The sequence below is a fragment of the Streptomyces kurssanovii genome, assembly GCF_040677245.1.
In the GTDB taxonomy this organism is placed as follows: Bacteria; Actinomycetota; Actinomycetes; order Streptomycetales; family Streptomycetaceae; genus Streptomyces; species Streptomyces kurssanovii.
Map to the genome: position 1 here is coordinate 19,352 of NZ_JBFAQK010000053.1, position 11,624 is coordinate 30,975.

14 protein-coding genes are annotated in these 11,624 nt (G+C 72.3%); 10 read left to right on the forward strand and 4 right to left on the reverse strand.

Annotated elements, in window-relative coordinates:
* Positions 1–74: 74 nt before the first annotated feature.
* Positions 75–1,019, forward strand: coding sequence for a LysR family transcriptional regulator (locus tag AB0K36_RS27420; RefSeq protein ID WP_364599469.1), 945 nt, complete (start codon positions 75–77; stop codon positions 1,017–1,019).
* A gap of 63 nt (positions 1,020–1,082) precedes the next feature.
* On the opposite strand, the gene AB0K36_RS27425 is transcribed toward AB0K36_RS27420, so the two are convergent.
* Positions 1,083–1,514: an ATP-binding protein gene (locus tag AB0K36_RS27425; RefSeq protein ID WP_364599471.1), complete on the reverse strand. Its 432-nt coding sequence runs from the start codon at positions 1,512–1,514 to the stop codon at positions 1,083–1,085.
* Between the two features lie 210 nt (positions 1,515–1,724).
* Positions 1,725–2,870, reverse strand: coding sequence for an 8-amino-7-oxononanoate synthase (locus tag AB0K36_RS27430; RefSeq protein ID WP_364599473.1), 1,146 nt, complete (start codon positions 2,868–2,870; stop codon positions 1,725–1,727).
* A 145-nt stretch (positions 2,871–3,015) separates the two neighbouring features.
* Here AB0K36_RS27430 and bioB point away from each other — a divergent pair, with 145 nt between their 5' ends.
* The 6 genes from bioB to AB0K36_RS27460 all read left to right on the forward strand — a co-directional run bounded on the left by bioB (position 3,016) and on the right by AB0K36_RS27460 (position 7,868).
* Positions 3,016–4,194: a biotin synthase BioB gene (bioB, locus tag AB0K36_RS27435; protein WP_364599475.1), complete on the forward strand. Its 1,179-nt coding sequence runs from the start codon at positions 3,016–3,018 to the stop codon at positions 4,192–4,194.
* A complete protein-coding gene (locus AB0K36_RS27440; protein WP_364599477.1) occupies positions 4,187–5,476 on the forward strand; it encodes an adenosylmethionine--8-amino-7-oxononanoate transaminase in 1,290 nt (429 codons plus the stop codon). The genes bioB and AB0K36_RS27440 overlap by 8 nt, the downstream gene beginning before the upstream one ends.
* Positions 5,477–5,535: 59 nt before the next feature.
* Positions 5,536–6,249, forward strand: a complete 714-nt coding sequence (bioD, locus tag AB0K36_RS27445; protein ID WP_364599479.1) for a dethiobiotin synthase — start codon at positions 5,536–5,538, stop codon at positions 6,247–6,249.
* Between the two features lie 5 nt (positions 6,250–6,254).
* Positions 6,255–6,608, forward strand: coding sequence for a VOC family protein (locus AB0K36_RS27450; protein WP_364599481.1), 354 nt, complete (start codon positions 6,255–6,257; stop codon positions 6,606–6,608).
* A 56-nt stretch (positions 6,609–6,664) separates the two neighbouring features.
* Entirely contained in the window at positions 6,665–7,348 is a 684-nt protein-coding gene (locus tag AB0K36_RS27455) for a class I SAM-dependent methyltransferase (protein ID WP_364599483.1), read from the forward strand.
* 118 nt (positions 7,349–7,466) lie between these two features.
* A complete protein-coding gene (locus tag AB0K36_RS27460) occupies positions 7,467–7,868 on the forward strand; it encodes an SRPBCC family protein (protein WP_364599485.1) in 402 nt (133 codons plus the stop codon).
* On the opposite strand, the gene AB0K36_RS27465 is transcribed toward AB0K36_RS27460, so the two are convergent.
* Both AB0K36_RS27465 and AB0K36_RS27470 read right to left on the reverse strand, forming a co-directional pair.
* Positions 7,768–8,139, reverse strand: a complete 372-nt coding sequence (locus tag AB0K36_RS27465) for a fic family toxin-antitoxin system, toxin component (RefSeq protein WP_364599487.1) — start codon at positions 8,137–8,139, stop codon at positions 7,768–7,770. The genes AB0K36_RS27460 and AB0K36_RS27465 overlap by 101 nt on opposite strands.
* The gene (locus tag AB0K36_RS27470; RefSeq protein WP_005320324.1) at positions 8,136–8,351 is read right to left on the reverse strand and encodes a hypothetical protein; all 216 of its coding nucleotides are present in this window, start codon (positions 8,349–8,351) and stop codon (positions 8,136–8,138) included. Before AB0K36_RS27470 ends, AB0K36_RS27465 begins: the two co-directional genes overlap by 4 nt.
* Positions 8,352–8,570: 219 nt before the next feature.
* Between AB0K36_RS27470 and AB0K36_RS27475 the strand changes: the two genes are divergently transcribed.
* The 3 genes from AB0K36_RS27475 (at position 8,571) to AB0K36_RS27485 (ending at position 11,509) form a co-directional block, all read left to right on the forward strand.
* Positions 8,571–8,993, forward strand: coding sequence for a GNAT family N-acetyltransferase (locus AB0K36_RS27475; RefSeq protein WP_364599489.1), 423 nt, complete (start codon positions 8,571–8,573; stop codon positions 8,991–8,993).
* Positions 8,994–9,152: 159 nt separating this feature from the next.
* Positions 9,153–10,499: a hemolysin family protein gene (locus AB0K36_RS27480; RefSeq protein ID WP_364599491.1), complete on the forward strand. Its 1,347-nt coding sequence runs from the start codon at positions 9,153–9,155 to the stop codon at positions 10,497–10,499.
* The gene (locus AB0K36_RS27485; RefSeq protein WP_364599492.1) at positions 10,496–11,509 is read left to right on the forward strand and encodes a hemolysin family protein; all 1,014 of its coding nucleotides are present in this window, start codon (positions 10,496–10,498) and stop codon (positions 11,507–11,509) included. The genes AB0K36_RS27480 and AB0K36_RS27485 overlap by 4 nt, the downstream gene beginning before the upstream one ends.
* Positions 11,510–11,624: the final 115 nt, after the last annotated feature.

The following is an 11,624-nucleotide window of genomic DNA, read 5'->3' on the forward strand; positions in this document are numbered from 1 at the left end:
CGTGGAGGCGCCCGGGCCTTAACGTGTACTTGGACTTTCTGCGGGGAGGCCTGAAGCAACGCTTAAGGGGTGGCATGTACGACCCGATCCGGCTGGCGGCTCTCGTCGCCGTGGCGGACGCCGGTTCCATCACCCGGGCCGCCGCCCGGCTCGGATACACGGCGCCGGCGCTCTCGCAGCAGATCGCCAAGCTGGAGCGCGAGGCCGGGGCCGTTCTCCTCGTGCGCTCGCACCGCGGCGCACGGCTGACGGCGGCCGGCGAGCTGCTCGCGGAACGCGCCCGCCGGGTGCTGGACGAGATGGACCGGGCGCGCCATGAGCTGGCGGGGCTCACCGGCCTGGCCGGCGGCCGCCTTCGGGTCGGCACGTTCACGACGGTCGGGATCCATCTGCTGCCACCCGTGCTGAGCGCCTTCCGCCGCGCGCATCCGGACGTGGAACTCACCGTCGCGGAGTACAAGCCGCCCGGCGGGGTCACGGCCGTGGCCACGGGCGAGGTCGATGTGGCACTGACCCATGCCTATGAACCGGCCGAGCCGGCCGCCACGCCGCAGGGAGTGGTGGTGGAACCCCTCCTGGTGGAGGAGTTGGTGCTCGTGACCGCTCCGGGGCATGTACTCGCGGGCGGTTCCGGCCGGCTGCCCGTGGGCGAGCTGGCGGGCCAGCCGCTGATCAGCAGCGCGCCGTCGCATCCGCCGCGCAAGGGGGTGGAACGCGCACTCGCGAGCGCCGGCGCCACACCGGCCGTGGTCTGCGAGTCACCGGGGTACGCCCTGGTGTGCGCGCTCGTCAGCGCGGGACTGGGGGTGGCCGTCGTGCCGGAGATGGTCGCCTCGATGGCCCCGACACCTTTGCGGGTACGGCAGTTGGAACCTGCGGCCTTCCGCAGGACGATCTCGGTGGCCCACCGGGGCGAGGAGTCGGGTCCGGCCGTGCGGTCGCTGCGGGCGCTGATGCGGGGCGCGTTCGCAAGGGCGGGCAGCAGGACCCGGTCCGTCCACGAGGCAGGGACTCTGTGAGCCGGGGGCTGTGAGGCAGGGGCTCTTCGAGCCAGGAGCTCGGGTTCCGGGCGGGCGGAGCGGTCAGCTCTGCACGGGGACCGACCAGGGCAGTGCGATCCAGACGGTCTTTCCGCCCTCCTCCGTGGGCGTGACGGTCAGCCGGCCGCCGTACTCCGCGGTGAGCGTACGGATGATGACCATGCCGCGCCCGTTGTCCTGCCGGACGGCGGCGGGCAGCCGCTGAGGCCAGCGCGGATGGCTGTCGGTGACGCCGATGCACAACTGCTCGTCGCGCTCGAGGCGCAGATCCACCGTGAACGTCGGGGACTGGCCGAACGTGTGCTGTACGGAGTTGGTGGCGAGCTCGGAGACGATCAGCTTGACGGTGTCGACGGTCTCGGCGTCCGGCTCCAGTCCCCATTCGCACAGGACGTCCGTGACATATCTCCGGGCGGCGGAAACCGACGCCGGATCGCTCGGCAGAGTGGCGGATGCTTCTTGGTGGTCTGCCATGGCGGCGCTGTCCCTTTCCCACCGCGGCCGGGCTCCGACTCGTAGCGGATGAAACGCGGGAACGGCCACGGATTACGCTTCTGCGTCAGAGTGCCACTTATCGTCCGTGAGGGGCGCCGATCCACCGAGATACGTACATTTCTGTCGCTCGATGCGGTGAACTCTGCTACGACAGACCGTTTTTACGGCCACCGCCCGCGGCCTGGCGGCTCAACTGCCCGGTGCGGTCCGGATGATCGTGGAGAGCGCCGTGCCGATCTGCCGGTCGGTGAGATCCGCCCTGGCTGTCAGCCGGATCCTGGAGATCCCGTCGGGTACGGACGGGGGCCGGAAGCAGCCGACGACGAGTCCGGCGGCCCGGCAGTCCGCCGCCCAGCGCAGCGCCGCGTCCGGGGAGGGGGCCTGCACGGAGACGACCGCCGCGTCCGGGCGGGCCGAGGTCAGCCCGGCGTCGGTCAACCCGCGGTGCAGCGTCGCGGCGACCTCGCGCGCCCGTCCGGCGAGCCCGGGTTCGTCGCGCAGCACCCGCACACCCGCGAGTGCCGCCCCGGCCGCCGCCGGGGCGAGGCCGGTGTCGAAGATGAAGGTGCGCGCGGTGTTGATCAGGTGGTCGATGACGCGGGCGGGTCCGAGGACCGCACCGCCCTGGCTGCCCAGCGACTTGGAGAGCGTCAGCGTGGCGACGGTCCCGGCCTCGCCCGCGAGCCCGGCGGCGTCCAGGGCGCCGCGGCCGCCGGCACCGAGGACGCCGAGCCCGTGGGCGTCGTCGACGAGGAGCCCGGCGCCGTGCTCACGGCAGACGTCGGCGAGGCCCCGCAGGGGTGCGGCGTCGCCGTCGACGGAGAAGACCGAGTCGGTGACCGCGAGGGCGCGCCGGCCCGGGTGGGCCTCGAGCGTCTTGCGTACGGCCTCGACGTCGGTGTGCGGGACGACCGCCGTCTCCGCACGGGAGAGCCGGCAGCCGTCCACGATGGAGGCGTGGTTGCCCGCGTCGGAGACGACGAGGGCGTCACGGCCGCTGAGCGCGGTGACCGCGGCGAGGTTCGCCGCGTAGCCGGAGGACAGGACGAGGGCGGCCTCGAAGCCGCAGAAGTCGGCGAGTTCACGCTCCAGTTCGGCGTGCAGTTCGGTGCTGCCGGTGACGAGCCGGGAACCGGTCGCCCCGGCGCCCCACCGGCGGGCGGCCCGTACGGCGCCTTCCGTGACCTCGGCGCGGCGGGTGAGGCCGAGATAGTCGTTGCTCGCCAGGTCGAGGAGGGCACTGTCGGCGGGGCGCGGCCGGAGGGTGCGGACCAGGCCCGCCCGCTCGCGGCGGCGCGACTCCTCGTCGATCCAGTCGAAAGGATTCCTCGGCATGGCGGTCCGGTCCTTTTGTAGGCAGCGGACAGACCCTAGCCGGGCGGGCCCGGGTATCGGGTGTGGCCATGCACACACCTCAAATCGTGGGTGTTGTGGGCTTCCTCCTTGGCCGGGACGTGTGCGGTAGGCCAGGATCGGCGCCATGGACCTGCTGAACACACTGGTGGAGAAGGGGCTGCGGCGCGAGCTGCCGACCCGCGAAGAAGCGCTCGCCGTGCTGGCGACCTCCGACGACGATGTGCTCGATGTGGTGGCCGCTGCCGGCAAGGTGCGCCGTCAGTGGTTCGGGCGGCGGGTGAAGCTCAACTATCTGGTCAACCTCAAGTCCGGCCTGTGCCCGGAGGACTGCTCGTACTGCTCCCAGCGGCTCGGGTCGAAGGCGGAGATCCTCAAGTACACCTGGCTGAAGCCCGAGGAGGCCTCGGAGGCCGCGGCTGCCGGTGTGGCCGGCGGCGCCAAGCGGGTGTGCCTGGTCGCGAGCGGGCGCGGTCCGACCGACCGTGACGTGGACCGGGTGTCCAGGACCATCGAGGCGATCAAGGAGCAGAACGAGGGCGTCGAGGTGTGCGCGTGCCTGGGCCTGCTCTCCGACGGCCAGGCCGAGCGGCTGCGCGACGCGGGCGCCGACGCCTACAACCACAACCTGAACACGTCCGAGGGGACGTACGGGGACATCACCACCACGCACACCTACGCGGACCGCGTCGACACGGTCAACAAGGCGCACGCCGCCGGTCTGTCGGCCTGCTCCGGCCTGATCGCCGGCATGGGTGAGAGCGACGAGGACCTGGTGGACGTCGTCTTCGCGCTGCGGGAGCTCGACCCGGACTCGGTGCCGGTGAACTTCCTGATCCCCTTCGAGGGGACGCCGCTCGCCAAGGAGTGGCACCTCACGCCGCAGCGGTGTCTGCGCATCCTCGCGATGACCCGGTTCGTCTGCCCGGACGTCGAGGTGCGGCTGGCCGGCGGGCGCGAGGTGCATCTGCGTTCGATGCAGCCGCTCGCGCTGCACCTGGTCAACTCGATCTTCCTCGGCGACTACCTCACCAGTGAGGGCCAGGCGGGCAAGACCGACCTCGAGATGATCGCGGACGCCGGTTTCGAGGTGGAGGGCTCGGACACGACGACGCTGCCGGAGCACCGTGCGGCCGGCGGCGGCTGCGGCTCGGTGTGCGGCGACGGCGACTCGGGAGGGTGCGCCTCGGAGGCGGCGGAGGCGAAGACGACCGCCGCCCCGGCGGGTGAGGCGTCCGCGGCGCGCACGGATCTGGTGGCGGTGCGCCGCCGGGGAGCCGGGACGGACCTCGCGCCCAATGCCTGAGTTCGGCCCCGAAGAGCTTCGCGCGCTGGACCGGGCGCACGTCTGGCACCCGTACGGTCCGATGCCGGGCCGCAGCGACCCGCTGGTGGTGGAGTCCGCCTCCGGCGTGCGGCTGCGGCTCGCCGAAGAGGTGCACGGGCAGCGTGAGTTGGTCGACGGCATGTCCTCGTGGTGGTCGGCCGTCCACGGGTACAACCACCCGGTGCTGAACGAGGCGGCGACCGCGCAGCTGGGCCGGATGAGCCATGTGATGTTCGGCGGGCTCACCCATGAGCCCGCCGTGCGGCTCGCGGCCCGGCTGGTGGAGATCACCCCGGAGCCGCTGCGGCACGTCTTCCTCTGCGACTCGGGCTCCGTGTCCGTGGAGGTCGCGGTGAAGATGTGCCTCCAGTACTGGCGTTCGCTGGGCCGCCCCGCCAAGCAGCGGCTGCTGACCTGGCGCGGCGGCTACCACGGCGACACCTGGCAGCCGATGTCGGTGTGCGACCCCGAGGGCGGGATGCACGAGCTGTGGCAAGGGGTGCTGCCCCGCCAGCTCTTCGCCGAGGCGCCACCCGCCGACTACGAGGAGTCGTACGCACGGGGTCTGCGGGACCTGATCGCCCGGCACGCGGACGAGCTCGCGGCTGTGATCGTCGAGCCGGTCGTGCAGGGCGCGGGCGGCATGCGGTTCCACTCCCCCGAGTATCTGCGGGTGCTGCGACAGGCCTGCGACGAGCACGGCGTGCTGCTCGTGTTCGACGAGATCGCGACCGGCTTCGGGCGTACGGGCACGCTGTTCGCGGCCGGGCACGCGGACGTCGCACCGGACGTGATGTGCCTGGGCAAGGCGCTGACCGGCGGCTATCTGACGATGGCCGCGACGCTGTGCAGCTCGAAGGTGGCCGAGGGCATCTCCCGCGGCGAGGTCCCCGTACTCGCCCACGGCCCCACGTTCATGGGCAACCCGCTGGCCGCCGCCGTCGCCTGCGCCTCGATCGACCTGCTGCTCGGGCAGGACTGGCAGCGAGAGGTCCGACGCCTGGAGACGGGTCTGCGCGACGGTCTCGCGGAGGCCGCGGACCTGCCCGGGGTGAAGGACGTCCGGGTGCTCGGCGGTATCGGCGTCGTACAGCTGGACCACGACGTCGACATGGCCGCGGCCACGGCGGCGGCCGTCCGGGAAGGGGTCTGGCTGCGGCCCTTCCGTGACCTCGTCTACACGATGCCGCCCTATGTGACGGACGACGAGGACCTCGCCCGCGTGTGCCGCGCGGTGGGTGCGGCGGCAGCGGCGGGCTGAGGCCGCGCCGGCCGGGGACGTCCCAGCGGACACGGAACGAACGAAGGACACACAAGCACATGGCAGTGATCGTGGTGACCGGCACCGGCACCGAGATCGGCAAGACCGTCGTCACGGCGGCGGTCGCCGCGGCGGCTCTGGCCCGGGGGCTGTCCGTGGCCGTGCTGAAGCCCGCGCAGACGGGGCTGACGGCGGGCGAGGACGGCGACGTCGATGTGGTGCGGCGGCTCGCGGGCGAGGTGACCTGTGCCGAACTCGCCCGGTTCCCCGAGCCGTTGGCGCCGGCCACCGCCGCTCGGCGGGCTGGGCTCGCACCCGTGCGGCCCAAGGACGTGGCGGAGGCCGCCGAGAAGCTGGCGGCCGAGCACGACCTGGTGCTGGTGGAGGGCGCGGGCGGCCTGCTCGTACGGCTCGACGACGACGGTGCCACGCTGGCGGACGCGGCCGCCGAGCTCGCCGCGCCCGTGCTCGTGGTGGCCCCGGCCGGCCTGGGCACGCTCAACATGACGGCGCTCACGGCGGAGGCTCTGCGCGCACGCGGGCTGGAGCAGTTGGGCGTGGTGGTCGGGAGCTGGCCGCAGACGCCCGGTCTGGCGGCGCGCTGCAATCTGGCGGACCTTCCGGAGGCCGCGGGCGCACCGCTGCTCGGGGCCGTACCGGAGGGCGCCGGCGCGCTCGCCCCCGCCGATTTCAGGGCGCGGGCGGCGACCTGGCTGACGCCACGCCTCGGCGGCCGGTGGGATGCGGAGGCGTTCACCGCCGCCGTAGGGTGACGCGCATGCGCGCAAGGATCGACGAGATCGTCTTCGACTGCCACGACCCCGCCCGGCTGGTGCGCTTCTGGGCCGGGCTCCTCGGCGGCGACCCGGTGGACCGCTCCGACGACTGGTCGTACATCGATCCGCCGGAGTTCGCGCGTGTCGCCTTCCAGCGGGTGCCGGAGGGCAAGACGGTCAAGAACCGCCTTCACCTGGACCTGGACGCCGGTGACATCGACGCGGCCGCGGACGAGGCGGCCGCGCTGGGGGCGGAGCGTGTCGGGGCGATCGTGACCGACGACCACGGCCGTTTCCTCGTCATGCGCGACCCGGAGGGCAACGAATTCTGCTTCGTGGCGGGCACGGACGGCTGAGCCGCGCGCAGCGGGGGAGAATGACGGAGACCGGCCCGTCTCCGAAGGAGGCCCCTATGGTCCCGCTTCAGCGCGGTACGAACGTCCCGCGGGACGCCGTCCACCATCCGCTCTTCGCCCGCTTCTACGCGAAGATGAGCGTGACGGCCGACCTGAAGGCCGGCATCGCCGCCCACCGGGCGGAGCTGCTGCGAGGACTGTCCGGCCGGGTGATCGAGATCGGCGCGGGCAACGGTCTCAACTTCTCGCACTATCCGTCCACCGTCTCCGAAGTGGTGGCCATCGAACCGGAGCGCTCGCTGCGGAAGCTGGCCACGGAGGCCGCCCTGCGCGCCGAGGTCCCGGTGGACGTGGCGCCCGGCGCGGCCGAGGCCCTGCCGGTCAAGAGCGAGGGCTTCGACGCGGCGGTCGCGTCGCTGGTGCTGTGCACCGTACGGGACCTGCCGAGGGCGCTGGCGGAGATCAGGCGGGTCCTGCGGCCCGGCGGCGAGCTGCGGTTCTTCGAGCACGGGCGGGCGGAAGGCCGCGGCCTGGCGACCACCCAGCGGGTCCTGGACCGCACGGTGTGGCCACTGCTGTTCGGCGGGTGCCACACGGCGCGGGACACGATCGCCGCGATCGAGGAGGCGGGCTTCGAGCTCGGCCCCTACCGGCGGTTCCGGGTGCCGGACCACGGACCGCAGCTGCCGACGTCGCCGTGCGTGCTGGGTGTCGCCCGCCGGCCGGTCACGGACGGCTGAGGACACGTTCTTCCAGGCTCGATGCCCCTCGGTAACCACCACGGGGCGCGCCGGACCCGCCCGCCTCCGGGCGATCAGGATGAACGTGCCACGGTGCGACGACCTGAAGGCGGTCATCATGGCAGAGCGTCACCTCACGGTTCGGCGGCGAGCGGCCGCGTCACCTGCTTCCGTCTGGGCCGTCATCGCGGATTTCCCGAACCTGGCGGGCGTCTGGAGCGGGCTGAGGGGCTCTCAGGCCATCGGCGACCGGACCCGGGGTCCGGGTGCTCGCCGCCAGGTCGATCTGAAGCCGGTCGGCTCGCTGGTCGAAACGGTTACCGCCTGGGAGGAGGGCCGCACACTGGCCACCAGGTACCAGCCATCGGCCCGCAAGCCGTGCCGACCGAACGGATCAACGCGTGTCGGGGACCGGAGGGTCACTCGCTCCAGCCGCGCAGTTCCTCCGCGATGCGTGCGATGTCGGCGCTGCCGTCCTTCACCAGACGGGCCAGGTCGCGTACCTGTTCGGGCGAGGTGACGACCTTCAGTCCGCAGGCGACGAGGTAGCCGTAGGCGACGGCCGAGGCGAACATGGCGTTGGAACGCTCCAGCGCCGGAACGTGCAGCAGCAGTTGCAGCAGCGCGGCGGCCCTGGAGGCCGGATCGCTGTAGACGGGGACGCCGAATATCTCCGCCTCGTGACGGGCGACGGCGGCGACGAGCGCGCCCCAGTCGGTGACCTGGGGGTCACCGGGCATCTTGTGCTCGGCGACCATGAGCAGCCAGGCGAGGTCGATCCGCAGGCTCAACGCTTGTCGCCGAACTCCTCGGCGAAGACCGACTCGTACTGCTTCATGAAGTCGGCCGCCGCGTCGACGAAGGTGCGTCCCGCTTCGCCGGCGTCCTGTTTGACGAGCTCCTCGATGTAGCGGTTCACGCTCACGCCGCGTTGCATCGCCCGCTGCCGGGCGGTCTCCGCGGTGGACTCGTCCACGCGTACGTTCAACTGTGTCTTCGCCACACCTAGAAGCTAGCGCGAAGCTGCTAGCAGTGGCAAGGGCCGCCCTGCCGCATCGGCGGGAACGCCGGGCCGTGGAGAACCACCGGCACCGTCAGGAGCAGCAGCCACCGGCCGGTCGTGGACAGGCGGCGCCATGACCGGGCGGCGTACGCCCGTCGCCGTCCCACAGTGCGGAAAGACGGTGGCGGGGCGGGTCGCGGGCGTGCTTGGCTCGCCGCCATGACCGACCTGCGCATACGCAACGCCGCCCCCGAAGAGGCCGAGGCCGTTCTGGCCTTCTGGAAGGAGGCCGCCGAGGGCACCAGCATCACGGACGACGTGGACGGCGTCACGCGACTCATCTCCAGGGACCCCGAGGCCCTCCTCCTCGCCGAGGCGGACGGCGTGCTCGTGGGCTCCGTGATCGCCGGCTACGACGGCTGGCGCTGCTCCCTGTACCGGCTGGCGGTGCTGCCCTCCCACCGCCGGCGCGGCATCTCCACGGCCCTGCTCGACGCGGCGGAGAAGCGGTTCGCCGCGGTGGGCGGCCGCCGCGGGGACGCGATGGTCCTCGAGGCGAACGAGCAGGCGCAGCGGGCGTGGACGTCCGCCGGCTACGTACGCGAAGACCACTGGCGCCGCTGGGTCAAGCGTTTCACCTGACCCCCACCGCCCACCCGGCCCCTTTGCCCGTCCTTTACCATGGGTGCACTGTCCACTCCCGTACGAAAGGTGTGAGCGTCCGTCCATGGGCGAGCCTCCTAGTAGCCGACATCGCGCAAACCTTCTCCCCCTGCCGGATCATGGGATGGAGGTGAACCGATGACCGAAGTGCTTCTGCTCGCCGTGGCGGTACTGCTCTCCGTCGCGTGCGGAGCCTTCGTCGCGGCCGAGTTCTCATTGACGACGGTCGAGCGCAGCGATCTCGAACGAGCGGCGGAGCGCGGTGAAAGAGGCGCGGCCGGCGCGCTCAAGGCCGTCCGCAGCCTCACGTTCCAGCTCTCCGGCGCTCAGCTCGGCATCACCGTCACCAACCTGGTCGTCGGCATGCTCGCCGAGCCGTCCATCGCCGCCATCATCCGCGGACCGATCGAGGACCTCGGCCTCTCCCCTTCCGTGGCGTCGTCCGCCGCGCTGGTCATCGGCACGGCCCTGTCGACCGTCGTCCTGATGGTCGTCGGCGAGCTCGTCCCGAAGAACTGGGCCATCTCCTCCCCCCTCGCCGTCGCCAAGGTGGTCGCCACGCCGCAGCGGATCTTCACCGCCGCGTTCCGGCCGCTCATCTCCCATCTCAACAACACGGCCAACCGCATGGTGATGCGACTGGGCATGGAGCCCACGGAGGAACTCGCCTCCGCCCGCAGCCCCAAGGAGCTCATCGCGCTGGCCCGCCACTCGGCCAAGGAGGGCGCGCTCGAGGCGGACACCGCGGAGCTGTTCGTCCGCACCCTCGGCCTGAGCGAACTCACCGCGGAGAACGTGATGACCCCCCGGGTGCAGGTCACGGCCCTCGAGGTGCAGGCCACGGCCGAGGACGTCGCCAACGCGACCCGGGCCACCGGTCTGTCCCGCTTCCCCGTCTACCGGGGCAACCTCGACACCGTCGTCGGCATCGCCCACATCAAGGACGTCCTGGCCGTGCCCGCGGAGCAACGCCGGCGGCTGCGCGTCTCCGACCTGCTGCGGGAACCGGTCCTCGTGCCCGAGTCACTGACCGTCGACCGGCTGCTCGACCGGCTCCAGGGCAGGTCCACCATGGCCGTCGTCATCGACGAGTACGGCGGCACGGCCGGTGTCGTGACGATGGAGGACATCGTGGAGGAGGTCGTCGGCGAGGTCCGCGACGAGCACGACCCGCACGAGACGCCCGACCTGGCGCCCGCGGGCGAGGACGCCGACGGACGGCTCCTCTGGTCCGCCGACGGCGCCGCGCGTACGGACCAGCTGGCGGCCATCGGCCTCCGGGTGCCCGACGGTCCGTACGAGACGCTCGCCGGAGTCGTCGCCACCGAGCTGGGACGCATCCCGGCCGAAGGCGACCGCATCGACATGGACGGATGGCGGCTCGATGTCGTCGACGCTTCCGGACGACGCGCGGCACGCGTGCTGATGCACGCGCCGCCGACGGCCGCGGACGTGGCCGACGAGATCCAGGAGGCGGGACGATGATCGCGATCCAGCTCTTCATCGGCTTCCTGACCCTGGTCGTCAACGCCTTCTTCGTCGGCGCGGAGTTCGCGCTGATCTCCGTCCGCCGCAGTCAGATCGAACCGGAGGCGCAGGCGGGCAACCGCCGGGCCCGCAGCGTCCTGTGGGGTCTCCAGCACGTCTCGGACCTGATGGCCGCCGCCCAGCTGGGCATCACGCTGTGCACGCTGGTCCTCGGCATCGTCGCCGAGCCGGCCATCGCGCACCTGCTCGAGCCGATCTTCGACGCGGTGGGCGTGCCGCACGGCGCGGTCCACCCGATCTCGTTCGTCATCGCCCTGTCGCTCGCGACGTACCTCCACATGCTGCTGGGCGAGATGGTGCCGAAGAACATCGCGCTGGCGGAGCCGGTGCGCAGCGCGCTGTGGCTGGGTCCGCCGCTGGTGGCGATCGCGCGCGGCCTGCATCCGGTCATCGTCATGGTCAACGCCTTCGCGAACGGCCTGCTCAAGCTGCTGCGGGTCGAGACGAAGAACGAGGTGACCGCCACGTTCTCCGACGACGAGCTGGCGAACCTGGTGCAGGACGCGGGCGAGGCCGGTCTGCTCGACGACCGCTCCGCGGAGCGTCTGCGCGACGCGCTCGAACTCGGCCGCCGGCCGGTGCGCGACGTGGTGATGCCGATCGAGCGCGTGGTGTACGCCCAGGCCGGTACGACGCCGGAGCAGCTGGAGCGGCTCTCCGCCGAGTCGGGCTTCTCCCGCTTCCCGGTCGTGGACGCGGGACGGCGCATCCTTGGCTACCTCCACGTGAAGGACGCCCTGGACGCGGCGCCTCGGAACGTGGCGTTCCCCGTGTCGGCGATGCGGCCGATCGCCCGGGTCCGGGCGACGACCCCGCTCGACGACGTCCTCACGGCGATGCGCCGCAGCCGCACCCACCTGGCGGCCGTCCTCGACGAGAACGGCCGGCCGGAGGGCCTGGTCACGATGGAGGACATCCTGCGGGAGCTGGTGGGCAAGCCGGTGTGACGGGCGCGAGCGGTCGCGCGGAGCGGTCGCGCGGAGCGGTCGCGCGGAGCGGTCGCGCGGAGCGGTCGCGCGGAGCGGTCGCGCGGAGCGGTCGCGCGGAGCGGTCGCGCGGAGC

Bases quoted from the DNA above. Each gene is read 5' to 3' on its own strand.
- AB0K36_RS27420 (WP_364599469.1), top strand. From the start codon at position 75: ATGTACGACCCGATCCGGCTGGCGGCTCTCGTCGCCGTGGCGGACGCC.
- AB0K36_RS27425 (WP_364599471.1), bottom strand. From the start codon at position 1,514: ATGGCAGACCACCAAGAAGCATCCGCCACTCTGCCGAGCGATCCGGCG.
- AB0K36_RS27430 (WP_364599473.1), bottom strand. From the start codon at position 2,870: ATGCCGAGGAATCCTTTCGACTGGATCGACGAGGAGTCGCGCCGCCGC.
- bioB (WP_364599475.1), top strand. From the start codon at position 3,016: ATGGACCTGCTGAACACACTGGTGGAGAAGGGGCTGCGGCGCGAGCTG.
- AB0K36_RS27440 (WP_364599477.1), top strand. From the start codon at position 4,187: ATGCCTGAGTTCGGCCCCGAAGAGCTTCGCGCGCTGGACCGGGCGCAC.
- bioD (WP_364599479.1), top strand. From the start codon at position 5,536: ATGGCAGTGATCGTGGTGACCGGCACCGGCACCGAGATCGGCAAGACC.
- AB0K36_RS27450 (WP_364599481.1), top strand. From the start codon at position 6,255: ATGCGCGCAAGGATCGACGAGATCGTCTTCGACTGCCACGACCCCGCC.
- AB0K36_RS27455 (WP_364599483.1), top strand. From the start codon at position 6,665: ATGGTCCCGCTTCAGCGCGGTACGAACGTCCCGCGGGACGCCGTCCAC.
- AB0K36_RS27460 (WP_364599485.1), top strand. From the start codon at position 7,467: ATGGCAGAGCGTCACCTCACGGTTCGGCGGCGAGCGGCCGCGTCACCT.
- AB0K36_RS27475 (WP_364599489.1), top strand. From the start codon at position 8,571: ATGACCGACCTGCGCATACGCAACGCCGCCCCCGAAGAGGCCGAGGCC.
- AB0K36_RS27480 (WP_364599491.1), top strand. From the start codon at position 9,153: ATGACCGAAGTGCTTCTGCTCGCCGTGGCGGTACTGCTCTCCGTCGCG.
- AB0K36_RS27485 (WP_364599492.1), top strand. From the start codon at position 10,496: ATGATCGCGATCCAGCTCTTCATCGGCTTCCTGACCCTGGTCGTCAAC.